The following is a 25,134-nucleotide window of genomic DNA, read 5'->3' as shown; positions in this document are numbered from 1 at the left end:
GCCGACTGACCTGCGGATTTGAGTGACAAACCCATGCCAAAACGTACAGACATAAAAAGCATCCTGATTCTCGGCGCTGGCCCGATCGTGATCGGCCAGGCCTGCGAATTCGACTACTCCGGCGCCCAGGCCTGTAAAGCCCTGCGTGAGGAGGGCTACCGCGTCATCCTGGTGAACTCCAACCCGGCCACCATCATGACCGACCCGGCCATGGCCGACGCGACATACATCGAACCGATCAAATGGCAGACCGTTGCCAAGATCATCGAGAAAGAGCGTCCGGACGCGCTGCTGCCAACCATGGGCGGCCAGACTGCATTGAACTGCGCCCTGGACCTGGAGCGCGAAGGCGTCCTGGAAAAGTTCGGCGTAGAGATGATCGGTGCCAATGCCGACACCATCGACAAGGCTGAAGACCGTTCGCGTTTCGACAAGGCCATGAAGTCCATCGGCCTGGCGTGCCCGCGTTCCGGTATCGCCCACAGCATGGAAGAAGCCAATGCGGTCCTTGAGACCCTGGGCTTCCCTTGCATTATCCGTCCGTCCTTCACCATGGGCGGCACCGGTGGCGGCATTGCCTACAACCGTGAAGAGTTCGAAGAGATCTGCGCGCGTGGCCTGGACCTGTCGCCGACCAAAGAGCTGCTGATCGACGAATCGCTGATCGGCTGGAAAGAATACGAGATGGAGGTTGTCCGCGATAAGAAGGATAACTGCATCATCGTCTGCTCCATCGAAAACTTCGATCCGATGGGCGTGCACACCGGTGACTCGATCACCGTAGCTCCGGCGCAGACCCTGACCGACAAGGAATACCAGATCCTGCGTAACGCCTCCCTGGCGGTATTGCGCGAGATCGGCGTTGAAACCGGCGGTTCCAACGTTCAGTTCGGCATCTGCCCGGACACCGGCCGCATGGTCGTGATCGAGATGAACCCACGTGTATCGCGTTCTTCTGCGCTGGCCTCGAAAGCTACCGGCTTCCCGATTGCGCGGATCGCTGCCAAGCTGGCTATCGGCTACACCTTGGACGAACTGCAAAACGAAATCACCGGCGGCGCTATGCCGGCGTCTTTCGAGCCGTCTATCGACTACGTTGTGACCAAGCTGCCACGCTTTGCCTTCGAGAAGTTCGCCAAGGCTGATGCGCGCCTGACCACCCAGATGAAGTCGGTCGGCGAAGTCATGGCGATCGGCCGCACGTTCCAGGAATCCCTGCAGAAAGCCCTGCGCGGCCTGGAAGTCGGTGTTTGCGGCCTGGACGAGAAGCTCGACCTGAGCAATCCGGAAAGCATGAGCATCCTCAAGCGCGAGCTGACCGTGCCGGGCGCCGAGCGTATCTGGTACGTGGCCGACGCCTTCCGTGCCGGCCTGAGCGTCGAAGATATCTTCGGCATGAACATGATCGATCCGTGGTTCCTGGTGCAGATCGAAGATCTGATCAAGGAAGAAGAGAAGGTCAAGACTCTGGGCCTGTCGTCTATCGACCGCGACCTGATGTTCCGTCTCAAGCGCAAAGGCTTCTCCGACCAGCGTCTGGCCAAGCTGCTGGGTGTGACCGAGAAGAACCTGCGTACTCATCGCCACAAGCTGGATATCTTTCCGGTCTACAAGCGCGTTGACACCTGCGCCGCAGAGTTCGCCACCGACACTGCCTACATGTACTCCACCTATGAGGAAGAGTGCGAAGCCGCGCCGTCGGATCGCGACAAGATCATCATTCTGGGCGGCGGTCCGAACCGTATCGGCCAGGGTATCGAGTTCGACTACTGCTGTGTACACGCCGCCCTCGCCCTGCGCGAAGACGGGTACGAGACCATCATGGTCAACTGCAACCCGGAAACCGTTTCCACCGACTACGACACTTCCGACCGTCTGTACTTCGAGCCGGTAACGCTGGAAGACGTATTGGAAATCTGCCGCGTCGAGAAGCCTAAGGGCGTGATCGTCCAATACGGCGGCCAGACCCCGCTGAAACTGGCGCGTGCCCTGGAAGCTGCCGGCGTGCCGATCATCGGTACCAGCCCGGACGCTATCGACCGTGCCGAAGACCGTGAGCGCTTCCAGCAGATGGTTGAGCGCCTGAACCTGCGTCAGCCGCCAAACGCTACCGTGCGCAGCGAAGACGAAGCCATCCGTGCAGCCAGCAAGATCGGCTACCCGCTGGTGGTGCGCCCGTCCTACGTACTGGGCGGTCGCGCGATGGAAATCGTCTACGAAGAAGACGAACTCAAGCGCTACCTGCGTGATGCGGTGAAAGTGTCCAACGACAGCCCGGTGCTGCTGGACCACTTCCTCAACTGCGCCATCGAAATGGACGTGGATGCGGTATGCGACGGTACTGACGTAGTGATCGGCGCGATCATGCAGCACATCGAGCAGGCCGGCGTTCACTCCGGTGACTCCGCGTGCTCGCTGCCGCCGTACTCGCTGCCGGCGCACATCCAGGACGAGATGCGCGAACAGGTCAAGAAAATGGCCCTGGAGCTGGGTGTGGTCGGCCTGATGAACGTTCAGTTGGCGCTGCAAGGCGAAGACATCTACGTCATTGAAGTCAACCCGCGTGCCTCGCGTACCGTGCCTTTTGTATCCAAGTGCATCGGTGTGTCCCTGGCCATGATCGCTGCCCGTGTGATGGCCGGTAAGACCTTGAAGGAAATCGGCTTTACCAAGGAAATCATTCCAAACTTCTACAGCGTGAAAGAGGCGGTGTTCCCATTCGCCAAATTCCCTGGTGTGGACCCGATCCTGGGCCCAGAGATGAAGTCCACCGGTGAAGTGATGGGCGTGGGCGATACCTTCGGTGAAGCGTTCGCCAAGGCCCAGATGGGTGCCAGCGAAGTGCTGCCAACCGGTGGTACTGCGTTTATCAGCGTGCGTGATGACGACAAGCCACTGGTTGCGGGCGTGGCCCGTGATCTGATCAACTTGGGCTTTGAAGTTGTCGCGACTGCCGGGACCGCCAAGCTGATCGAGGCTGCGGGCCTGAAAGTACGTCGCGTGAACAAGGTGACGGAAGGCCGTCCGCATGTGGTCGACATGATCAAGAATGACGAAGTCACGCTGATCATCAACACCACCGAAGGTCGTCAGTCGATCGCGGATTCCTACTCCATTCGTCGTAATGCCTTGCAGCACAAGATCTACTGCACCACCACCATTGCTGCTGGCGAAGCCATCTGCGAAGCGCTCAAGTTCGGTCCGGAAAAGACCGTGCGTCGCTTGCAGGATCTACACGCAGGATTGAAGGCATGATCAAATACCCAATGACCGTCCAGGGCGCCAAGGCCCTGGAAGAGGAACACGCCCATCTGACCAAGGTTGTACGTCCGAAGCTGAGCCAGGACATCGGTACGGCCCGCGAGCTGGGTGACTTGAAGGAAAACGCCGAATACCACGCTGCTCGCGAGCAGCAGGGTATGGTCGAGGCGCGGATTCGTGATATCGAAGGCCGTATGCAGAATGCGGTGATCATCGACGTCACGACCATCCCGCATACCGGCAAGGTGATTTTCGGCACGACCGTGGAAATCGCCAACGTCGAGACTGACGAAAGCGTGACTTACCAGATCGTGGGTGAGGACGAGGCTGATTTCAAGCAAGGCAAGATCTCCGTCGGCTCGCCGATCGCTCGCGCCTTGATTGCCAAGGAAGAGGGCGACGTCGTTGCCGTGAAAACGCCGAGCGGCGTCATTGAGTACGAGATTGTCGAAGTCCGCCACATCTGAAAGACGGCGCCCGCTACGTGCGGGCGCCATGCTTTGGCAGCTCTCTCAGATGCTTTGGGTGGGCGGTCTGTGGCTGTTGCATATGGGTGTATTGCCGGTGCTGGGCCTTATTGGTCTGGCACCGTTACTGATCGATGAGATCGACAAATTGCTGAGCGCGCTGCTGGTGGGTTTTGCGGCGGCGTGTGTGTTGCTCCAGGCGTTAGTGCTGGTCAAGGCTGAGGGCTTTGAGAGTTTGTGGCGGGACATTCGCGGGCAACTGCTGTTGATGTCGCTGTATGCGTGCGCGATGTTTTGCGTGGTGTATATTTGGCTGCCGCAAGCGTTGCGCTGGCAGTTATTCAGCTATCTTGTGCTAGGGTTTTCCGGTTTGGTGCTGGTCATGCAGCCGGCGCCGGGGTGGAGTGGCAGGGCGCGCGAAGCACGCCCGTGACCCTTTTCATCATTTGAAACGATGAACGTTCGACAGTTGCTTGTTGACGCTGAAGTTCTTGCGATACAGCAGCGCCATCTTGCCGATGACCTGAACCAGGTCCGCTTTGCCCACCTTGCACAGTTCTGCAACGGCGGCCAAACGCGCTTCGCGATCAAGGATATTGACCTTGATCTTGATCAGTTCGTGATCGTTCAGTGCGCGTTCAAATTCGGCTAAAACACCTTCAGTCAACCCGTTGTCTGCCACAATCAGAACTGGTTTCAGATGGTGGCCAATGGATTTGTACTGTTTCTTCTGCTCTTGAGTGAGCGGCATAATCTGACCCCTGCGTCTGATCTTGTAAAAAGCGGCGGCCAGTTTACCCGAGCGAGTCCGGGACCGCCCAGTTAATCACGACCCGTTTTATTTTTCGAGGTGGCCCGTGGCCCGTTCCAAAACCAGCCTTAAGTGGCTACAAGAACATTTCAATGATCCTTACGTCAAAAAGGCGCAAAAGGACGGCTACCGTTCCCGGGCCAGCTACAAGCTGCTGGAGATCCAGGACAAGGATAAACTGATCCGTCCGGGCATGAGCGTTATCGATCTCGGCGCGGCCCCCGGTGGCTGGTCCCAGGTGACCAGTCGTCTGATTGGTGGGCAAGGCCGATTGATCGCTTCCGACATCCTCGAGATGGACAGCATCCCGGACGTGACCTTTGTTCACGGCGACTTTACCGAAGACAAGGTATTGGCCGAGATCCTGGAGGCTGTGGGAAATTCGCAGGTAGACCTTGTGATTTCCGACATGGCCCCCAATATGAGTGGATTACCGGCTGTTGATATGCCGCGTGCCATGTTCCTGTGTGAGCTGGCGCTGGATTTGGCGGGTCGGGTATTGCGTCCGGGTGGCGATTTCCTGGTGAAGGTCTTCCAGGGCGAAGGTTTCGACGAGTACCACAAGAACATTCGCAAGTTGTTCGACAAGGTGCAGACCCGTAAACCGGACTCTTCCCGTGACCGGTCCAGGGAGCAGTATCTGCTGTGCCGTGGCTACCGCGGTGTGGAAGGCGCAGCGAGCGAAGAGCGTTTTTGAGAAATTCGAGGAGGGCGATAGGTTTTTTTATATCGCTTTCGTCACGAAGCTTTACGAATATTGTGTAGTCAAAGTTTCACAAAGGGTTACAGACGGCGCCTGCCAGAGTTGTAGGTAATGTAGTAAGTTAGGCCGGTGAATATCATGCGAAGCGCGCGCCAGTAGCGGAGCTTGCTTCAGAGGGTAGTTAATTGAACGATATGGCAAAGAATCTGATCCTGTGGTTGATCATCGCGGCTGTCCTGGTGACGGTGATGAACAACTTCTCCAGCCCTAACGAGCCACAGACCCTCAACTATTCCGACTTCATCCAGCAAGTCAAGGATGGCAAGGTCGAGCGCGTAGCGGTTGATGGCTACGTGATTACCGGTAAGCGCAACGACGGCGACAGCTTCAAGACCATTCGTCCGGCAATCCAGGACAACGGTCTGATCGGTGACCTGGTGGATAACCACGTGGTTGTCGAAGGCAAGCAGCCTGAACAGCAAAGCATCTGGACTCAGCTCCTGGTGGCAAGCTTCCCGATCCTGGTGATTATCGCCGTGTTCATGTTCTTCATGCGCCAGATGCAAGGTGGTGCGGGAGGCAAGGGCGGGCCGATGAGCTTTGGCAAGAGCAAGGCGCGCCTGCTCTCCGAGGACCAGGTCAAGACTACCCTGGCTGACGTTGCAGGTTGCGACGAAGCCAAGGAAGAAGTGGGTGAGCTGGTCGAGTTCCTGCGTGATCCGGGCAAGTTCCAGCGCCTGGGTGGTCGTATTCCTCGCGGCGTGTTGATGGTAGGTCCACCAGGTACCGGTAAAACCTTGCTGGCCAAGGCGATTGCCGGCGAAGCCAAGGTGCCTTTTTTCACTATTTCCGGTTCTGACTTCGTCGAGATGTTCGTCGGTGTGGGCGCCAGCCGTGTTCGCGATATGTTCGAACAGGCCAAGAAGCATGCGCCGTGCATCATCTTCATCGACGAAATCGATGCCGTTGGTCGCCATCGTGGCGCTGGCATGGGCGGTGGTCATGATGAGCGTGAGCAGACCCTCAACCAGTTGCTGGTAGAGATGGATGGTTTCGAGATGAATGACGGCATTATCGTCATCGCCGCGACCAACCGTCCGGACGTACTGGACCCGGCGTTGCTGCGCCCGGGCCGTTTCGACCGTCAGGTCGTGGTTGGCCTGCCGGATATCCGCGGTCGTGAACAGATTTTGAAAGTACACATGCGCAAGGTGCCAATGGGTGACGACGTGGCTCCGGCTGTGATTGCTCGTGGTACGCCTGGCTTCTCCGGTGCCGACCTGGCCAACCTGGTCAACGAGGCTTCGTTGTTTGCTGCCCGTACCGGCAAGCGCATCGTTGAAATGAAAGAGTTCGAATTGGCAAAAGACAAGATCATGATGGGCGCTGAGCGCAAATCCATGGTCATGTCCGAGAAAGAGAAGCAGAACACGGCTTATCACGAAGCCGGTCACGCCATTGTTGGTCGCGTTGTGCCTGAGCATGACCCGGTCTACAAGGTGTCGATCATTCCTCGTGGCCGTGCGCTGGGTGTGACCATGTTCCTGCCGGAAGAGGATCGCTACAGCCTCTCCAAGCGCGCATTGATCAGCCAGATCTGTTCGCTGTATGGCGGGCGGATTGCCGAAGAGATGACCTTGGGCTTCGACGGCGTCACCACAGGTGCTTCCAATGACATCATGCGTGCCAGCCAGATTGCACGAAATATGGTGACCAAGTGGGGGTTGTCGGAAAAACTCGGTCCTTTGATGTATGCAGAGGAAGAGGGTGAGGTGTTCCTCGGTCGTGGTGGTGGCGGTCAAAGTGCCAGCTTCTCCGGTGAGACTGCCAAGCTGATCGACTCCGAAGTTCGCAGCATCATTGACCAGTGTTACGGCACGGCCAAGCAGATCCTCACCGATAACCGCGACAAGCTTGATGCCATGGCTGATGCGCTGATGAAGTACGAGACCATTGATGCCGATCAGATCGACGACATCATGGCCGGTCGTACACCGCGTGAGCCTCGCGATTGGGAAGGTGGTTCAGGTACTTCGGGTACCCCACCCGTCGTTCAGAACGAACGCCCTGAGACCCCGATCGGCGGCCCGGCAGCTGACCACTAAGGTTTGAAATGACTTCTGCTTTGTCCTCTACCCGGTTGCCTTGCGGCAACCGGGTTCTTGATTTGGCCCATACGCATGTCATGGGTATTCTCAATGTAACTCCCGATTCCTTTTCCGATGGTGGCCGTTTCAGCCAGCTGGATGCTGCGTTGCGTCATGCCGAGGCGATGGTGGCTGCCGGTGCGACCTTGATTGATGTGGGCGGCGAGTCCACTCGGCCTGGGGCTCGTGTGGTGTCCCCGTTGGAAGAGCTTGAGCGGGTAGCGCCCATTGTCGAGCGTATCGCCCGTGAGCTGGATGTGATCATTTCTGTGGATACTTCAACTCCCGCGGTAATGCGTGAAACCGCGCGTCTGGGGGCGGGGCTTATCAATGATGTGCGTTCGTTGCGGCGTGACGGTGCTCTCGATGCCGCTGCAGCGACCGGCCTGCCGGTGTGCCTGATGCATATGCTGGGTGAGCCCGGTAACATGCAGGACAGTCCTCACTACGACAACCTGGTCGGCGAGGTCACTGGGTTCCTGGCAGACAGGATCGCTCAGTGTGTCGAGGCGGGCATCGCGTGCGAAAAGATCATCCTTGATCCGGGGTTTGGCTTCGCCAAGACCCTGCAACATAATTTAAGCCTGTTCAAGCATATGGAGGCGCTGCATGCCCTTGGTCGGCCGCTGCTGGTCGGTGTGTCGCGCAAGAGCATGATAGGGCTGGCCTTGAATCGCCCGGTGGGTGAGCGCTTGTACGGCGGCCTCGCCCTTGCAGCGCTTGCCGTGACCAAGGGCGCTCGTATTTTGCGTGTGCATGATGTCGCCGAGACGGTGGATGTGGTGCGCATGATTGCCGCTGTAGAATCAGCCGAATAAGAATGATGGAGCACTTATGACTAAAAAATACTTTGGCACCGACGGCATCCGTGGTCGGGTTGGCGAGTTTCCGATTACCCCTGATTTCATGCTCAAGTTGGGTTGGGCGGCAGGCATGGCGTTCCGCAGCATGGGGGCGTGTCGGATCCTGGTTGGCAAGGACACCCGTATTTCGGGTTATATGTTTGAATCCGCGCTTGAGGCAGGCTTATCTGCTGCCGGCGCCGACGTAATGCTGTTGGGGCCCATGCCCACGCCGGCGATCGCTTACCTGACGCGTACCTTTCACGCTGAAGCCGGTATTGTGATCAGTGCGTCGCACAACCCGCATGACGACAATGGCATCAAGTTCTTCTCGGGGCAGGGTACCAAGTTGCCTGACGAGATCGAGTTGATGATCGAAGAGCTGCTGGATGCGCCGATGACGGTGGTTGAATCCAGCAAGTTGGGCAAGGTGTCGCGAATCAATGATGCGTCCGGCCGTTATATCGAATTCTGCAAAAGCAGCGTGCCGAGCAGTACCAATTTTGCCGGGCTGAAGATCGTTGTCGATTGCGCCCATGGTGCGACCTACAAGGTAGCGCCAAGTGTTTTCAAGGAGCTGGGAGCGCAGGTCACCGTGCTGTCGGCTCAGCCTAACGGGTTGAACATCAACGACAACTGCGGCTCCACGCACATGGAGCAACTGCAGGCGGCGGTTCTGGCCGAACATGCGGACCTGGGTATCGCGTTCGATGGCGACGGCGATCGTGTGCTGATGGTGGATCACACCGGCATGATTGTGGATGGTGATGATTTGCTGTTCATCATTGCCCGTGATCTGCATGAGCGTAACAAGCTGCAGGGCGGCGTTGTGGGTACCCTCATGAGCAACCTGGGGCTTGAGTTGGCATTGGCGGAGTTGGGTATTCCGTTTATCCGCGCCAATGTCGGCGACCGTTATGTGATCGCCGAGCTTCTGGAGCGTAACTGGCTGGTAGGCGGCGAGAACTCGGGACACGTCGTATGCTTCCAGCATACGACTACGGGCGACGCCATCATCGCTGCGCTGCAGGTGCTTCTGGCCTTGCGTCGTCGTGACGAGAGCCTGGCGCAGGCGCGTCAGGCCCTGCGCAAGTGTCCGCAGGTGCTGCTCAATGTGCGTTTTGCCGGTGGTGAAAATCCAATCGAGCACCCTGCCGTCAAAGAGGCTTGTGAGCGTGTTACCCAGGCAATGGCCGGGCGTGGGCGTGTGTTGTTGCGCAAGTCGGGCACTGAGCCTCTGGTGCGTGTCATGGTCGAAGGCGAGGACGAAACCCAGGTTCGCGGCCATGCCGAAGACCTGGCAAAACTGGTAACTGAAGTTTGCGCCTGAATTCGGCTTGCCAGTGATGGTGTGGTTGGGTAACATCTGCGCCCACTTTGACCGACGGGGTACAGCATGCGTCGCACTATGGTAGCTGGTAACTGGAAGATGCACGGTACCCGCGCCAGTGTCGCTGAGCTGATCAATGGCCTTCGTCACTTGGCCTTGCCTAGCGGTGTTGATGTCGCGGTTTTCCCGCCTTGCTTGCATATCAACCAAGTGGTTGATGGCTTGAAGGGCAAGTCGATCCAGGTCGGCGCGCAGAATTCTGCGGTGGAGCCCATGCAAGGCGCATTGACCGGTGAGATTTCGCCGAGTCAGTTGGTTGATGCAGGGTGTGCCTATGTACTTGTCGGGCACTCCGAGCGCCGTCAGATGATGGGCGAGCGGGATGCGACGCTCAACCGCAAGTTCGCCGCGGCACAGGCTTGTGGCTTGGTTCCGGTGTTGTGCATAGGGGAGACCCTTGAGCAGCGCGAATCAGGCAAGACTCTTGAAGTTGTCTCGCGTCAGCTGGGCAGCATCATCGAGGAGCTGGGTGTTGGGGCGTTTGCAAAGGCGGTTATTGCTTACGAGCCGGTCTGGGCCATTGGCACCGGACTGACTGCTACACCGCAACAGGCGCAGGATGTGCACGCAGCCATCCGCGCGCAGTTGGCGGCAGAGAATTCTGAAGTCGCGCAAGGTGTGCGGCTTCTATACGGCGGCAGCGTGAAGGCGGCCAATGCGGTCGAACTGTTCGGCATGCCGGATATCGATGGGGGGCTCATTGGTGGAGCCTCCCTGAATGCAGATGAGTTCGGTGCGATCTGTCGCGCCGCGGGAAACTGAAAAAATGCTGGAAACAGTCGTAGTCGTTTTTCATCTGTTGGCTGCCCTGAGCGTAGTTGCTCTGGTTTTGTTGCAACAGGGTAAAGGTGCGGATGCTGGTGCGTCTTTCGGTGCAGGTGCTTCAAATACTGTGTTCGGAAGCCAAGGTTCCTCTACCTTTCTTAGTAAGTTTACTGCTATACTTGCCGCAGGTTTCTTCATAACCAGCTTAGGGTTAGGTTACTTTGCTAAAGAGAAAGCTCATGTGCTGACTCAGGTAGGTTTGCCAAACCCAGCAGTGTTGGAAGTTCCAAAAGCAAAACCGGCTTCTGATGATGTCCCGGTGCTTCAAGAGCAAAAGTCGGCTACTCCAGCGACTGACGTACCTCCAGCTCAAGAGCAGAAGTAAGAAGGGTTGTAAGCGCTGTATTGCCGAGGTGGTGGAATTGGTAGACACGCAACCTTGAGGTGGTTGTGCCCATAGGGTGTAGGGGTTCGAGTCCCCTTCTCGGTACCAATTATCAGGAGAGCCCGCTGTTGCGGGCTTTCTTGTAGGTGGAAGGTTACATTGACCCTGTAAGGGATCGGTCGTATACTTCCGCCCCAGCTTTGTCGCGGGGTGGAGCAGTCTGGTAGCTCGTCGGGCTCATAACCCGAAGGTCGTCGGTTCAAATCCGGCCCCCGCAACCAGTTTTAGCGGAGCCCCTTTTAAGGGGCTTTTTGTTAGCTGGACACTTTCAACGCCGCTGTTCGACGGCGTTTCAAGGATGGGCGTTTCGCCCATTTTTTTATTTTGCACAGCATGCACATACATGCACGAGGGGGTTCAGGTGTCGAGCAAGCTAGAAGAGTTGCAGGCCTTGCTGGCCCCGGTGGTCGTGGCCCTAGGCTATGAATGCTGGGGTATTGAGTTTTCGGCTCAAGGTCGCCACTCAATGTTGCGCGTTTATATCGATAAAGAGGGCGGCGTGCTGGTGGACGATTGTGCCATTGTCAGCCGTCAGATCAGCGGTGTGCTGGATGTTGAAGATCCGATTTCCGTTGAATACACCCTTGAAGTTTCCTCGCCAGGCATGGAACGCCCACTGTTCACTATTGATCAGTTTGCAAAATTTGCCGGTGAACAAGTGAAGATCAAGCTGCGTTCGCCCTTCGAAGGGCGACGCAACTTTCAGGGCCTTCTGCGCGGTGTAGAAGAACAGGATGTCGTGGTGCAGGTAGAAGACCATGAGTTCCTGTTGCCGATCGATATGATCGACAAGGCCAACATTATTCCCAGTTTTGACTGAGACGCGGATCCCGCGGATCCAATGGCTTGCGAAAGGCGAGGCGTACGATGAGCAAAGAAGTACTGCTGGTTGTTGAGTCGGTATCCAATGAAAAGGGCGTACCGGCAAACGTGATTTTTGAAGCGCTGGAGCTGGCCCTGGCCACTGCTACCAAAAAGCGTTTTGAAGACGAAGTTGATCTGCGTGTGGAAATCAACCGCCACACCGGTGCCTATGAGACTTTCCGTCGCTGGACGGTCGTCGAAGAAGCCGATCTTGATGATCCGGCCATCGAAACCTGGCCGAGCAAGGTTGCGCAAACGCACCCGGGCGCCCAGGTCGGTGATGTCGTCGAAGAAAAGATCGAATCGATCGAATTCGGCCGTATTGCTGCACAGACCGCCAAGCAGGTCATCGTGCAGAAGGTTCGTGAAGCCGAGCGCGCTCAAGTCGTTGACGCTTATCGCGAGCGCCTGGGTGAAATCATCTCCGGCACCGTGAAAAAAGTTACCCGCGACAATGTGATCGTCGACCTGGGCAACAACGCCGAAGCGTTGCTGGCCCGCGAAGACATCATCTCTCGCGAAACCTTCCGTGTCGGCGTGCGTCTGCGTGCGCTGCTCAAGGAAATCCGCACCGAGAACCGCGGTCCTCAGCTGATCCTGTCGCGCACCGCGCCGGAAATGCTGATCGAGCTGTTCCGCATCGAAGTGCCGGAAATTGCCGAAGGTCTGATCGAAGTCATGGCTGCGTCCCGCGATCCGGGTTCGCGTGCCAAGATCGCGGTTCGCTCCAAGGACAAACGCATCGACCCGCAAGGCGCTTGCATCGGTATGCGCGGTTCGCGCGTCCAGGCAGTGTCGGGCGAATTGGGCGGTGAGCGTGTGGATATCGTCCTGTGGGACGATAACCCGGCGCAGTTCGTGATCAACGCCATGTCGCCGGCTGAAGTGGCGGCAATTATCGTTGACGAAGATGCCCATGCAATGGACATCGCCGTTGGCGCAGACAATCTGGCTCAGGCCATTGGTCGTGGTGGTCAGAACGTGCGTCTGGCCAGCCAACTGACCGGCTGGACCCTGAACGTGATGACCGAATCGGACATCCAGGCTAAGCAGCAAGCTGAAACCGGTGACATCCTGCGCAACTTCATCGAAGAGTTGGAAGTCGATGAAGACCTGGCACAGGTACTGGTAGATGAAGGCTTCACCAGCCTGGAAGAGATTGCCTACGTACCGTTGGAAGAAATGCTCAACATCGACGGCTTTGACGAAGACACCGTCAACGAGCTTCGCGCTCGGGCCAAGGATCGTTTGTTGACTAAAGCCATCGCTACTGAGGAAAAGCTGGCAGACGCCCATCCGGCCGAAGACCTGCTCTCGCTTGAGGGTATGGACAAGGATTTGGCGATGGAACTGGCGGTGCGCGGCGTAATTACCCGCGAAGACCTGGCCGAGCAGTCTATTGACGATCTGCTCGACATCGACGGCATTGACGAAGATCGTGCCGGCAAGTTGATCATGGCCGCCCGAGCCCATTGGTTCGAGTAATTAGGCGCGGCCTGAGGAGAGAAGTGCATGACGCAAGTCACGGTGAAACAACTGGCCGATGAGGTCAAAACACCGGTAGAGCGCCTGTTGCAGCAGATGCGTGAGGCAGGTCTGCCGCACACCGCCGCCGATGAAGGTGTGAGCGATAGTGAGAAGCAGTCTTTGCTGACTCACTTGAAGAGCAGCCACAAGGCGAAAGTGGAAGAACCGCGCAAGATTACATTGCAGCGCAAAACCACCAGCACCCTGCGTGTTGCGGGTAGCAAGAGCATCAGCGTAGAAGTACGCAAGAAGAAAGTCTTCGTACAGCGCAGCCCGGAAGAAATCGAAGCCGAGCGCAAACGCGAGCTGGATGAACGTCGCGCAGTAGAAAATGCTGCTCGCCAGAAGGCTGAAGAAGAAGCCAAGCGTCGCGCCGAAGAAGAAGCGCGTCGCCAGCCTGCTGCTGCGCAACCTGCCAACACTGAAGCGGTTGCCGCTCCTGTTGAAGCTGTGCGTGAGGCCGCCCCGGTTGCTGCTGCGCCTGCTCCTGCAGCCGACGCCCGCAAGCGCGACGAACCTCGTCGTCCGGACAAACCACGTGCCGACGATAACAATCGTCGCGGTGGTGGTGGCGATGGCGAGCGCAAAAACGCTCCGCATCGTGCCTCGGTCAAAGAGAAAGCGCCTGCTCCACGCGTTGCCCCACGTACTACCGACGAAGAAAGCGATGGCTTCCGTCGTGGTGGTCGCGGCAAGGCCAAGCTGAAAAAACGCAACGCCCACGGTTTCCAGAGCCCAACCGGCCCTGTCGTGCGTGAAGTGAAGATCGGCGAGACCATCACTGTGGGCGATCTGGCCCAGCAGATGTCGGTCAAGGCTGCTGAAATCATCAAGTTCATGTTCAAGCTGGGCACCCCGGCCACCATCAACCAAGTACTGGATCAGGAAACTGCCCAGTTGGTTGCTGAAGAGCTGGGCCACAAAGTGACCCTGGTCAGCGACACTGCCCTGGAAGATTCCCTGGCCGAGTCCCTGAAGTTTGAAGGCGAGGCAGTTTCCCGTGCGCCGGTTGTGACCGTAATGGGCCACGTTGACCACGGTAAAACTTCCCTGCTCGACTACATCCGTCGTGCCAAGGTTGCCGCAGGCGAAGCCGGTGGTATTACCCAGCACATCGGTGCATACCACGTTGAAACCGAACGCGGCATGGTCACCTTCCTTGACACTCCAGGTCACGCCGCGTTTACCGCAATGCGTGCCCGTGGTGCCAAGGCGACCGACATCGTGATCCTGGTGGTTGCAGCGGACGACGGCGTAATGCCGCAGACCATTGAAGCTGTCCAGCACGCCAAGGCTGCCGGTGTTCCTCTGGTTGTAGCCGTGAACAAAATCGACAAGCCGGGCGCCGATCTCGATCGCATCCGTAGCGAACTGTCGGTTCACGGCGTGACATCCGAGGAATGGGGTGGCGAGACGCCATTCGTATCGGTCTCGGCGAAAATGGGTACCGGCGTTGACGAACTGCTCGAAGCGGTCCTGTTGCAAGCTGAAGTCCTGGAATTGACTGCTACGCCTTCGGCTCCTGGCCGTGGTGTAGTGGTTGAATCGCGCCTCGACAAGGGCCGTGGCCCGGTCGCGACCGTGCTGGTTCAAGACGGTACCCTGCGCCAAGGCGACATGGTGCTGGTCGGTTCGAACTACGGCCGTGTACGTGCCATGCTCGACGAGAACGGCAAGCCAATCAAGGAAGCAGGTCCTGCTATCCCGGTCGAGATCCTCGGCCTGGACGGTACGCCGGACGCTGGCGACGAGATGAGCGTAGTTGCCGACGAGAAGAAAGCCCGTGAAGTGGCTCTGTTCCGTCAAGGCAAGTTCCGCGAAGTCAAGCTGGCCCGTGCTCACGCCGGCAAGCTGGAAAACATCTTCGAGAACATGGGCCAGGAAGAGAAGAAGACGCTTAACATCGTCCTCAAATCCGACGTCCGTGGTTCCCTCGAAGCGTTGAACGGCGCCTTGAACGGCCTGGGTAACGACGAAGTGCAAGTGCGTGTTGTCGGTGGCGGTGTCGGTGGTATCACCGAATCCGACGCCAACCTGGCACTGGCTTCCAACGCTGTACTGTTCGGCTTCAACGTGCGTGCCGATGCTGGCGCTCGCAAGATCGTCGAGCAGGAAGGCCTGGACATGCGTTACTACAACGTCATCTACGACATCATCGAAGACGTCAAGAAAGCCCTTACCGGTATGCTTGGCAGCGACGTCCGGGAGAACATCCTGGGTATCGCCGAGGTGCGTGATGTGTTCCGCTCGCCGAAATTCGGCGCGATCGCCGGTTGCATGGTTGTCGAAGGCACCGTGTACCGTAACCGTCCGATCCGTGTACTGCGTGAAGACATCGTTATCTTCGAAGGCGAGCTGGAATCCCTGCGCCGCTTCAAGGATGACGCTGCCGAAGTACGTGCCGGCATGGAATGCGGTATCGGCGTCAAGAGCTACAACGACGTCAAGGTTGGCGACAAGATCGAAGTCTTCGAGAAGGTTCAGGTTGCTCGCAGCCTCTAACTCGCGCACTTCAGGAGCCACACAGCGCGTGGGCATGTACTTGCCCCGCGCCGTGTCCGGACTCTAAACGCAACGCCCGGTCTGGCTTTTGTCAGGCCGGGCGTTTGCCGCTTTCAGACCCCACGGGTTTCACCGTGTGGCAGTAACAGGTAACAAGACATGGCAAAAGAATACAGCCGTACCCAGCGTATCGGCGATCAGATGCAGCGTGAGCTGGCTCAACTGATCCGTCGCGAAGTTAAAGACCCGCGCGTTGGCCTGGTCACCATCACCGCCGTTGAAGTGAGCCGTGACGTGGGTCATGCCAAAATCTTCATCACCGTGATGGGGCAGGACAACAGCGAAGAAATCGCGCAAAGCATCAAGGTGCTCAACTCCGCCGCAGGTTTCCTGCGGATGCAGTTGGCCCGCGAAATGAAGCTGCGCAGCGTTCCGCAGTTGCACTTCCATTACGACGAAAGCGTCGTGCGTGGCGCGCACCTCTCGGCCTTGATCGAGCGCGCCGTGGCTGAAGACAGCCAGCATCCGTCCACACCTGAAGACGCCAAGGAGTAAGCGGTGGCTCAGGTCAAACGTATCCGTCGCAACGTCAGTGGCATCATTCTGCTCGACAAGCCCATTGGTTTCACCTCCAATGCAGCGCTGCAGAAGGTCCGCTGGCTGCTTAACGCCGAGAAGGCGGGACACACCGGCAGCCTGGATCCACTGGCCACCGGCGTTCTGCCGTTGTGCTTTGGTGAGGCCACCAAGTTCTCGCAGTACCTGCTTGATTCAGACAAGGGTTATGAAACCCTCATGCAACTGGGCAAGACAACCACCACGGCAGACGCCGAAGGTGATGTTTTGCAGGTTCGCGACGTGACCGTTGGTCGTGCGGATATCGAAGCTGCATTACCTGCTTTTCGTGGGCAAATCAGTCAGATACCGCCGATGTACTCGGCGCTCAAGCGGGATGGGCAACCTCTTTATAAGCTGGCACGTGCGGGCGAAGTGGTGGAGCGCGAACCGCGTTCTGTTACTATTGCCCGGCTGGAATTGCTCGCTTGTGAAGGTGACACTGCTCGATTGGCGGTGGACTGCAGCAAAGGCACCTATATCCGTACCCTCGTGGAAGATATTGGTGAGAAGCTGGGCTGCGGTGCTTATGTAGCTGAACTGCGACGTACCCAGGCCGGCCCTTTCACCCTGGCCCAGACGGTCACGCTGGAAGAGCTGGAAGCGGTGCACGCCGAAGGCGGCAACGAAGCGGTTGATCGCTTCCTGATGCCATCGGACAGCGGTTTGCTGGATTGGCCATTGCTGCACTTCTCGGAGCACAGCGCGTTCTACTGGCTCAACGGCCAGCCGGTACGCGCCCCGGATGCCCCGAAGTTCGGCATGGTGCGAGTACAGGATCATAACGGTCGCTTTATCGGTATCGGTGAAGTGAGCGAAGACGGGCGCATCGCGCCGCGTCGACTGATTCGGTCAGAATGACCGAACGAGGGTGGCTGTTAATAGGCATGGTCACTTCTCATTTATAGATACGGGGGTATGCCCTCGGCCTATTGAGATCACCCCTTGGGTGGTTTCCTGAAAAAAGGATTGCCTCATGGCTCTCGACGTTCAAGAAAAAGCACAAATCGTAGCTGACTATCAGCAAGCTGTTGGTGACACTGGTTCGCCAGAAGTGCAAGTTGCACTGCTGACCCACAACATCAACAAACTGCAAGGTCACTTCAAGGCCAACGGTAAAGACCACCACTCCCGTCGTGGTCTGATCCGCATGGTAAACCAGCGCCGTAAGCTGCTGGACTACCTGAAAGGCAAGGATCTGGGTCGTTATCAGGCTCTGATCGGTCGCCTGGGTCTGCGTCGCTAATCAGCGATTGCGCTAGAGGTTGGTTGTCTGCCGTGTGCCAGTGGGATTCCCGCTGGCCCATGGTAGGCTCCCAGCCTCAAGTTTTATCTGGATACACGTTTTACCCTGGACGAGGGTCGGGCCGATTCCCGACATTGCCCAAGAATTTCGCAAGAAGACAAGTTCCCCCAAGAGCCACAAAGAAGGTAGGACACCGTGAACCCGGTTATCAAAAAATTCCAGTTCGGTCAGTCGACCGTTACCCTCGAGACAGGCCGTATCGCCCGTCAAGCCTCTGGCGCAGTGCTGGTTACCGTTGACGACGACGTTACCGTACTGGTGACCGTGGTTGGCGCCAAGACCGCTGACCCGAGCAAGGGCTTCTTCCCTCTGTCCGTTCACTACCAGGAAAAGACTTACGCTGCCGGTAAGATCCCTGGCGGGTTCTTCAAGCGCGAAGGCCGTCCTTCCGAGAAAGAAACCCTGACCTCCCGACTGATCGACCGTCCGATCCGTCCGCTGTTCCCGGAAGGCTTCATGAACGAAGTGCAGGTTGTCTGCACCGTCGTTTCCACCAGCAAAAAGACCGATCCGGACATCGCTGCGATGATCGGTACTTCGGCTGCGCTGGCTATCTCCGGTATTCCGTTTGATGGCCCAATCGGCGCCGCTCGCGTTGCTTTCCACGAAAGCACAGGTTACCTGCTGAACCCATCCTACGAGCAGCAGAAAGCTTCGAGCCTGGACATGGTCGTTGCCGGTACCTCCGAAGCCGTATTGATGGTTGAGTCGGAAGCCAAAGAGCTGACCGAAGACCAGATGCTGGGCGCCGTACTGTTTGCTCACGACGAGTTCCAGGTGGTAATCAACGCGGTCAAGGAATTGGCTGCCGAAGCTGCCAAGCCAACCTGGACCTGGGCTGCTGCTCCGGAAGCTACCGACCTGCTGGGCGCTATCCGCTCCGAGTTCGGCGCTGCCATCTCCGACGCCTACACCATCACCGTCAAGGCCGACCGTTACGCTCGCCTGGGCGAGCTGAAGGACCAGGTTGTCGCCAAGTTGTCCGGTGAAGAAGGCCAGCCTTCTGCCAGCGACGTCAAGGCTGCATTCGGTGAAATCGAATACCGCACCGTTCGCGAAAACATCGTTAACGGCAAGCCACGTATCGACGGTCGCGACACTCGCACCGTGCGCCCGCTGAACATCGAAGTCGGCGTGCTGCCCAAGACTCACGGTTCGGCGCTGTTCACCCGTGGTGAAACCCAGGCCCTGGTAGTTGCGACTCTGGGTACTGCCCGTGACGCACAGCTGCTGGACACCCTGGAAGGCGAGAAAAAAGACCCGTTCATGCTGCACTACAACTTCCCTCCGTTCTCGGTGGGCGAGTGTGGCCGCATGGGTGGTGCTGGTCGTCGTGAAATCGGTCACGGCCGTCTGGCCCGTCGTTCGATTGCTGCGATGCTGCCGGCTGCCGACGTGTTCCCGTACACCATCCGTGTCGTATCGGAAATCACTGAGTCCAATGGTTCCAGCTCGATGGCTTCCGTTTGCGGTGCTTCCCTGGCGCTGATGGACGCTGGTGTGCCGATGAAGGCGCCGGTTGCCGGTATCGCCATGGGCCTGGTTAAAGAAGGCGAGAAGTTCGCCATCCTGACCGACATCCTGGGCGACGAAGACCACCTGGGCGACATGGACTTCAAAGTAGCCGGTACCGCTAAAGGCGTAACCGCGCTGCAGATGGACATCAAGATCAAGGGCATCACCGAAGAGATCATGGAAATCGCTCTGGGCCAAGCCCTGGAAGCGCGCCTGAACATCCTCGGCCAGATGAACCAGATCATTGGCCAGTCGCGTACCGAACTGTCGGAAAACGCTCCGACCATGATCGCGATGAAAATCGACACCGACAAAATCCGTGATGTTATCGGTAAAGGCGGCGCGACCATCCGTGCGATCTGTGAAGAGACCAAGGCTTCGATCGACATCGAAGACGACGGCTCGATCAAGATCTTCGGCGAAACCAAGGAAGCGGCTGAAGCTGCACGCCAGCGCGTCCTGGGCATTACCGCTGAGGCCGAGATCGGCAAGATCTACGTCGGCAAGGTTGAGCGCATCGTCGACTTCGGCGCATTCGTCAACATCCTGCCGGGCAAAGACGGTCTGGTTCACATCTCCATGCTGAGCGACGCTCGTGTTGAGAAAGTGACCGACATTCTCAAAGAAGGCCAGGAAGTGGAAGTGCTGGTACTGGACGTGGACAACCGCGGCCGTATCAAGCTGTCCATCAAGGACGTAGCAGCAGCCAAGGCTTCGGGCGTTTAATCACCCCGCGTTCTAGCTGAAAAAAAGGGACTCTTCGGAGTCCCTTTTTTGTGGGAGAAGGAAATTCCCCTAAAATCAGTTGTTTAGTCGCCTGCAAAAAACCGCAACTTGCACGCAGGCACGACCTGCTTCATGCAACTTGCACGATTTCGAAAAGCGCGCTGTTTTTTAACTTGTTGTTTTATAACGATTTTGTCCTGTTATCCCACTTGGCACGCCGCCTGCACTATCCCTGTTAACGCTGCCGCATCAAGGTTCACACGCTGCAGACTTTTAATAAAACAGGAGTTACTCGTATGAAGAAGTTCGCTCTCGCTACCGCAACTGCTACCGCTCTGACCCTGGCCATGGCTAACGCCGCCTTCGCTCAGCCAACCCAGGCGCCAATGACCCTGGCAGCTGGCGAAATGACCAAGGCTAAAGAGTCCACCTCGGATACCTGGATCACCACCAAAGTCAAAGCAGACCTGCTGACTGAAAAAGGCATCCCAGGCTCCGACATCAAGGTAGAAACCAACAAAGGTGTCGTTTCCCTATCTTCGGACGTAGCTATCTCGGACTCGCAGAAAGCGACTGCTGTAGCCATCACCAAGAAAATCAAAGGTGTGAGTGCTGTTTCGGCTGACGGCCTGCTGGCTGGCGGCGCTGTCAAAGCTGACGGCATCGACAAAACCAAAGGTGCGGCTGCTGATGCCAAAGAAACCACCAGCGACACTTGGATCACCACCAAAGTGAAGGCTGACCTGGTTACCGAAAAAGGTATTCCTGGCACTGATATCAAGGTCGAGACCAACAAAGGTGTAGTTTCCCTGTCGTCCCCGACTGCTGTGACTGCATCGCAGAAAGAAACTGCGGTTGCCATCACCAAGAAAATCAAAGGCGTTAAAGCTGTATCGGCCGACGGCCTGAAAGCAGAGTAACGTTCAAGGTTTCGTCTGAACGATATAGCGGCGGCTTAGGGTGAGCTAGTTATCCACCCGATGCACCTCTGGAGTTCATGCGACCGACCACACGGATGTGGTCATTACAGGCCCCGGCACTTGTGTCGGGGCCTGTTCTATTTTGGGGTTGAAACAAAAACTGCCAGCCCCCCCAAAATGTGGGAGCTGGCTAGCCAGCGATGCTGGCACCTCAGTCATTCAGTTGCACCGAGGTGGTGCTATCGCAGGCAAGCCAGCTCCCACATTAGGATAGGCGTTGCTCAGAAGTTACTCAGCATCCAGATGCATTGGGGTGATGACGCGACCATCTTTCTCCGCCTGCCCCAGCTGCGCATCAATGAAGTACACCCGGTCGTCTTCCAACTGGCCCTTGTCCACCAAGTAATCCTTGATGGTACTGGCGCGCTCCTGGCCCAGTTGGCGCAGCAGCACATCACTGCCGCTCCAGAACTTGATCACACCCTCTTTGAGCTTCGCCGAGCGCTCATCGCTGCCCAGGTCTTTCCATTCGGCGGGAGGTTGCTGTTTAAGACGGGTGCGGTAGATACCTTCCAGCAACGGTGCTTTTTCTTTCTCGGGCACTTCAAGCAACGAAGCTTGGGCCGGGACTTTGTCGCCACGGCGCTGGAGGATCTTGTAGTAGTTGTACTGGTATTCACGTTCCAGTCGCTGTGCCGCCAGGAACGGCCCGTCGCTGCTGGCAGCAGCCGTGCCTTCGATTTCCAGGCGCAGGGTAGGGCGCTCTTTCAGTGCCTTGGCCAGGGTGTTCAGCGCGCCCTCGGCATCTTTGTTCAGCTCACTGGAGCCCGCGGCGAACGAAACATTACCCAAGTCTTCAGAGCCGCCACCCGTCACCAGCCCGCCAATAAACTTGAAGGGCGCCGTCGCTGCGCGGACGACGAGGTTACGCAGGGTCTGCCACACAATCGGCATTACGCTGAATTGCGGGTTGTTCAGGTCGCCACTGACCGGCAGTTCGATCGAGATCTTGCCGTCGCTGTCCTTGAGCAGGGCGATGGCCAGGCGAATCGGCAAGTCCACCGCATCGGAGCTGTCGACTTTCTCACCCAGTTGCAACTGTTCGACCACCACTTTGTTTTCGGCCTTCAACTGGCCCTTGGTGATCACGTAGTGCAAGTCGAGATTCAGCCGGCCCTTGCGGATACGGAAGCCTGCGAACTTGCCCGAGTAAGGTGTCAGGTTGGTCAACTCGACACGTTTGAAGCTGGTTGCGATATCCAGGGCTGCCATCGGATCAAACGGGTTCACGCTGCCCTTGATGGTCACCGGGGCGTAACGGTCTACCTTACCCTTGATATCGACGCTGGCCGGTTTGGCCTGGCGACTATCGATGGTGCCAATCTGGCCGTTGAGCTGTTGAATCGCGGTGGCGAAGTTGGGCGTGAGGCTAAAGTCGGCAAAGTTGGCCGAACCATCGTTAATTGCGATCTGCCCGATGTGGATGCCCAAGGGTTTGTCTTTGCTGGCCGCCGGCTTGGCGGCTGATTTGGCACCACTGTCGGCAGGCTGGGGAATCAGCAAGTCATCGATGTTGGTGGTGCGATCGTCGTTGATCATGAAGCGTGCATACGGCTGCAGCAGGTTGACCTTGTCGATCGACAGGCTCTGACCGTGCTGATAGTTCACACCCTCCAGTACCAGGCGCTGCCACTTGAGGAAGTCGCGGGTCTTGAGGGTGTCCAGGGTATGCAACTGATCGACCTGAGCGCGGCCGGTGATTTGCAGGGCCAACGGCTCGGTGCTCTTGAGGTTCACATCCAGGTTGCTGCCCAACATGCCGCTGCGCAGTTCCAGGCGAATAAATGGGCTGATATACGACTGGGCCACCCGCAGGTCGATGTCCTGGGTATTCACTTTCAGCTTGGCGCTGACCGGGTTGAGGTTAACCTCGCCGGTTGCCTGGATCTTGCCTTGCTTGCCCACGCCACTATCGACCTTCAAGGTGAAGGGGCTTTGGTTGAGGCTGTCGAAGTTCTGCATGTCGACATTCAACGGGCCCAGTTCCAGCGCCACCGCAGGTTTGGCCTGGCGGTCGGCCAGGTGTACCTGATAGTTGCGCAGTTGCACATCCTTGAGCATCACTTGCCAGGGTTTGCTTGGCGCTGCCGGTTGAGGTTCAGGCGTGTCGGCGTTGGCCGGTGCAGGTGCTGGCTTGCCTGGCTGGCTGGCGAACAGTTTCTGCCAGTCGAGTTGGCCATCGGCTTCAAGAGCGGCCCAGGTTTCCAGCTTGTTGCTGCGGATTTTGCCGACAACTACTTGCTGCTTGGCCAGGTCCACCGTGGTTTCGCTGACATCCAGGCGTTCCAGGCGTACCAATGGCCGGCCATCCGGCGCCTTGATCGCGAAGGGCGCAATGCTGGCGGCGGTGTTGGTCAAGTTCAGTTCGGTCTCTTTGGCCAGGCTGAACTTATAGTCGGTGCTGAAGTTAAGCACGCCGTCTTCCAGCACCAGCGGCAAGGCGTCACGTACATACGGCCACCAGGCTTTCATCTTGCCGTCGGTGACCTTCAAGGTACCTTCGGAGGTGATCGGTACCAGGCTGACATTCCCTTTCCAGTCGATCTGCCCGCCGTCAGGGCCAGCGGCCACCAGGGTCATGTCGGCGTTGTCTTCGGGCAGGGTGCTGAGGTTTTTCAGCTCGAAGTCGAGTTTGTCGTAGAGGAATTCGATAGGTTCGCTGGGGCGCAGATCTCTGAAGTGCAGATTGCCGCCCGCCAGTTTGATGCTGTCGATACGCAGCGGGAACGGTTTGGCATCGGGATCTGCGGGAGTCGGTTCGCTCGGCGGCAGTTTGAACAACTGCGCCAGGTTCAACTGGCCGGATTTGTCGAACAGCAGTTCGGTCTTGGGCTGGTCCAGTTGCACATCGGCCAGGTGCAGGGCGCGGGTCCAGAGACTGTCGGCCTGCAGGTTGGCGTAAAAGCGCTGGAAGCCCACTTGTTCTTTGCCCGGCTCACCGATCTTCAGGCCCCACAGCGTGAGTTCCAGGCTGAACGGGTTGAGCTCGATGCGCTCGATTCGCGCCGGCACCGTGGCGTAATTCGCCAACTGTTGGTTGGCAATGCGAAGAGCGATGCCGGGTAAAATCAGAAAGCCCAGCAAGCTGTACAAAGCCAGGGCGGTCAACAAGGCGCCTGCGGCGCGGATCAATCCTTTGGGCATGGGTGACGCCATCTGTGTCGAACGAGAGTGCCTTGGAGTATGGCACGGTAATTCGGTTCCGAAGAACAGTGGCCGCTGGGAAACTTCCTACAAATGCAGGATCAAGGTCTTTAACGGAGGCTGCTGATCCGTGGAAGGAAAGTCCGCCCCGGGTGTCATGACCTGCCAGTCGCGCACTGGGCGACCGGCTTTTTCTGCGCAACGCAGCACCTGTTCACGCCAGTCATCCATGCTGACTTTGGCCAGGTTGTTACAACAGATCAGTACGCCATTGTCAGCGGTGGTCAGCAGCGCTGGCTTGAGCAAGCTCTGATAGTCGCGCAGCAGGTCGACGGTGCCGAACGCGCTCTTGGCCCAGGCGGGCGGATCAAGCAGGACCAGGTCGTACTGGCGCTGCTCCAGGCGCGGATAGCTCGGCAGTTTTTGGCCGCGACGCTGGGTGATCGGCAGGCCCGCCAGTTGGCGAATGGCCGGGAAGTAATCGGACTGTACGAATTCCATGCTCGGCAATTGTGGGTTGAGCAGGCCGTTTTCACGCCCAACCGCCAGGTTGCCCTCGGCAAAATCCAGGTTGCACACTTCGCGTGCGCCGCCGGCGGCCGCGCTCAAGCCCACGCCGCAGGTGTAGGCGAACAGGTTCAGCACGCTTTTGCCGGCGCTGTGATCCTTCACCCAGCCACGGGTGTTACGCAGGTCGAGGAACAGCAACGGGTCCTGCCCGGCATGGCGCCCCCGCACACGGTAGCTGAGGCCCCACTCGTGGCCGACCAGGTCTTCCAGCGCCGCAGGCTCTGCGCGGTATACCGTATCTTCACGATCGATACGCGAGTTGCCTCGGGCACGGTCGTTGTACACCAGCAGCAATTCCAGGCCTATGTATTGGTTGATCAGCTGATGCAGGTCCAGAAGGTCTGCGCTGTCCAGCGACTGATGGAAGCTCTGCACCAGCAATTGCGGGCCGTAGCGGTCGATGGTCAAGCCGCCGGCGCCTTCCTGGCTGCCGTGGAATAGCCGGTAGCAGTCCGTACCCTGGGCGTGCAGTTCGTTGATCAGGTCTTGGCGGTGATCGAGGGCGGCGCGCAGCGCCTGATTCAGGGGGGTCATGAAGCGCGCCTTGCTTGCAG

The 25,134-nt window shown here is 57.9% G+C and carries 20 protein-coding genes and 2 tRNA genes; 19 read left to right on the top strand and 3 right to left on the bottom strand.

The annotated features are described in order from the left end of the window. Positions 1-33: 33 nt before the first annotated feature. Genes carB through PSEBG33_RS04320 form a run of 3 tightly spaced genes read left to right on the top strand, consistent with a single transcriptional unit; the run spans position 34 to position 4,161 of the window. Complete coding sequence (carB, locus tag PSEBG33_RS04310; RefSeq protein WP_005791497.1) at positions 34-3,255, top strand: carbamoyl-phosphate synthase large subunit; 3,222 nt, start codon at positions 34-36, stop codon at positions 3,253-3,255. Further along, the gene (greA, locus tag PSEBG33_RS04315; RefSeq protein WP_005791494.1) at positions 3,252-3,728 is read left to right on the top strand and encodes a transcription elongation factor GreA; all 477 of its coding nucleotides are present in this window, start codon (positions 3,252-3,254) and stop codon (positions 3,726-3,728) included. The genes carB and greA overlap by 4 nt, the downstream gene beginning before the upstream one ends. Before the next feature lie 28 nt (positions 3,729-3,756). Beyond that, on the top strand, positions 3,757-4,161 hold the full coding sequence (locus PSEBG33_RS04320; RefSeq protein WP_005791492.1) for a hypothetical protein: 405 nt from the start codon (positions 3,757-3,759) through the stop codon (positions 4,159-4,161). Between the two features lie 9 nt (positions 4,162-4,170). Here PSEBG33_RS04320 and PSEBG33_RS04325 read toward each other — a convergent pair whose 3' ends face one another. Then, positions 4,171-4,479, bottom strand: a complete 309-nt coding sequence (locus PSEBG33_RS04325; RefSeq protein ID WP_003176146.1) for a YhbY family RNA-binding protein — start codon at positions 4,477-4,479, stop codon at positions 4,171-4,173. A 106-nt stretch (positions 4,480-4,585) separates the two neighbouring features. On the opposite strand from PSEBG33_RS04325, the gene rlmE reads away from it, so the two are divergent. From rlmE to PSEBG33_RS04400, 16 genes are all read left to right on the top strand, one after another. After that, complete coding sequence (gene rlmE, locus PSEBG33_RS04330) at positions 4,586-5,236, top strand: 23S rRNA (uridine(2552)-2'-O)-methyltransferase RlmE (RefSeq protein ID WP_003194199.1); 651 nt, start codon at positions 4,586-4,588, stop codon at positions 5,234-5,236. A 200-nt stretch (positions 5,237-5,436) separates the two neighbouring features. Continuing rightward, positions 5,437-7,347, top strand: coding sequence for an ATP-dependent zinc metalloprotease FtsH (ftsH, locus tag PSEBG33_RS04335; RefSeq protein WP_032803717.1), 1,911 nt, complete (start codon positions 5,437-5,439; stop codon positions 7,345-7,347). Between the two features lie 8 nt (positions 7,348-7,355). Continuing rightward, positions 7,356-8,207, top strand: a complete 852-nt coding sequence (gene folP / locus PSEBG33_RS04340) for a dihydropteroate synthase (RefSeq protein ID WP_005791487.1) — start codon at positions 7,356-7,358, stop codon at positions 8,205-8,207. Positions 8,208-8,223: 16 nt separating this feature from the next. Then, the gene (glmM, locus tag PSEBG33_RS04345) at positions 8,224-9,561 is read left to right on the top strand and encodes a phosphoglucosamine mutase (RefSeq protein ID WP_005791485.1); all 1,338 of its coding nucleotides are present in this window, start codon (positions 8,224-8,226) and stop codon (positions 9,559-9,561) included. Between the two features lie 66 nt (positions 9,562-9,627). Continuing rightward, positions 9,628-10,383 (top strand): triose-phosphate isomerase, encoded by a 756-nt coding sequence (gene tpiA / locus PSEBG33_RS04350; protein WP_005791483.1) that lies wholly within the window; start codon positions 9,628-9,630, stop codon positions 10,381-10,383. Positions 10,384-10,387: 4 nt separating this feature from the next. After that, positions 10,388-10,771 carry a preprotein translocase subunit SecG gene (gene secG / locus PSEBG33_RS29040; RefSeq protein WP_003194191.1) on the top strand — a complete coding sequence of 128 codons (384 nt, stop codon included), beginning with the start codon at positions 10,388-10,390 and terminating at the stop codon, positions 10,769-10,771. A 22-nt stretch (positions 10,772-10,793) separates the two neighbouring features. Next, positions 10,794-10,879: transfer RNA gene (locus tag PSEBG33_RS04355), tRNA-Leu, on the top strand. A gap of 96 nt (positions 10,880-10,975) precedes the next feature. Then, positions 10,976-11,052 (top strand) — tRNA-Met (locus PSEBG33_RS04360). 140 nt (positions 11,053-11,192) lie between these two features. Continuing rightward, positions 11,193-11,651 carry a ribosome maturation factor RimP gene (gene rimP / locus PSEBG33_RS04365; protein ID WP_003235029.1) on the top strand — a complete coding sequence of 153 codons (459 nt, stop codon included), beginning with the start codon at positions 11,193-11,195 and terminating at the stop codon, positions 11,649-11,651. Between the two features lie 47 nt (positions 11,652-11,698). Next, entirely contained in the window at positions 11,699-13,180 is a 1,482-nt protein-coding gene (nusA, locus tag PSEBG33_RS04370; protein WP_005791481.1) for a transcription termination factor NusA, read from the top strand. 27 nt (positions 13,181-13,207) lie between these two features. After that, positions 13,208-15,724, top strand: a complete 2,517-nt coding sequence (infB, locus tag PSEBG33_RS04375; RefSeq protein ID WP_005791478.1) for a translation initiation factor IF-2 — start codon at positions 13,208-13,210, stop codon at positions 15,722-15,724. Between the two features lie 159 nt (positions 15,725-15,883). Further along, positions 15,884-16,279: a 30S ribosome-binding factor RbfA gene (gene rbfA / locus PSEBG33_RS04380; protein ID WP_003176137.1), complete on the top strand. Its 396-nt coding sequence runs from the start codon at positions 15,884-15,886 to the stop codon at positions 16,277-16,279. 3 nt (positions 16,280-16,282) lie between these two features. After that, the gene (gene truB / locus PSEBG33_RS04385) at positions 16,283-17,200 is read left to right on the top strand and encodes a tRNA pseudouridine(55) synthase TruB (protein WP_005791476.1); all 918 of its coding nucleotides are present in this window, start codon (positions 16,283-16,285) and stop codon (positions 17,198-17,200) included. A gap of 115 nt (positions 17,201-17,315) precedes the next feature. After that, positions 17,316-17,585, top strand: a complete 270-nt coding sequence (rpsO, locus tag PSEBG33_RS04390; RefSeq protein ID WP_003176135.1) for a 30S ribosomal protein S15 — start codon at positions 17,316-17,318, stop codon at positions 17,583-17,585. Between the two features lie 195 nt (positions 17,586-17,780). Then, positions 17,781-19,886, top strand: coding sequence for a polyribonucleotide nucleotidyltransferase (gene pnp / locus PSEBG33_RS04395; protein ID WP_005791474.1), 2,106 nt, complete (start codon positions 17,781-17,783; stop codon positions 19,884-19,886). Positions 19,887-20,182: 296 nt separating this feature from the next. Beyond that, entirely contained in the window at positions 20,183-20,806 is a 624-nt protein-coding gene (locus PSEBG33_RS04400) for a BON domain-containing protein (RefSeq protein WP_005791472.1), read from the top strand. Positions 20,807-21,094: 288 nt separating this feature from the next. Here PSEBG33_RS04400 and PSEBG33_RS04405 read toward each other — a convergent pair whose 3' ends face one another. After that, the gene (locus PSEBG33_RS04405; protein WP_005791470.1) at positions 21,095-24,010 is read right to left on the bottom strand and encodes a DUF748 domain-containing protein; all 2,916 of its coding nucleotides are present in this window, start codon (positions 24,008-24,010) and stop codon (positions 21,095-21,097) included. Positions 24,011-24,097: 87 nt separating this feature from the next. Then, on the bottom strand, positions 24,098-25,114 hold the full coding sequence (locus PSEBG33_RS04410; RefSeq protein ID WP_005791468.1) for a class I SAM-dependent rRNA methyltransferase: 1,017 nt from the start codon (positions 25,112-25,114) through the stop codon (positions 24,098-24,100). Positions 25,115-25,134: the final 20 nt, after the last annotated feature.

The sequence above is a fragment of the Pseudomonas synxantha BG33R genome, assembly GCF_000263715.2.
In the GTDB taxonomy this organism is placed as follows: domain Bacteria; phylum Pseudomonadota; class Gammaproteobacteria; order Pseudomonadales; family Pseudomonadaceae; genus Aquipseudomonas; species Aquipseudomonas synxantha_A.
The sequence above is the reverse complement of the archived record's forward strand: the minus strand, read 5'-3'. Positions and strand labels throughout refer to the sequence as shown.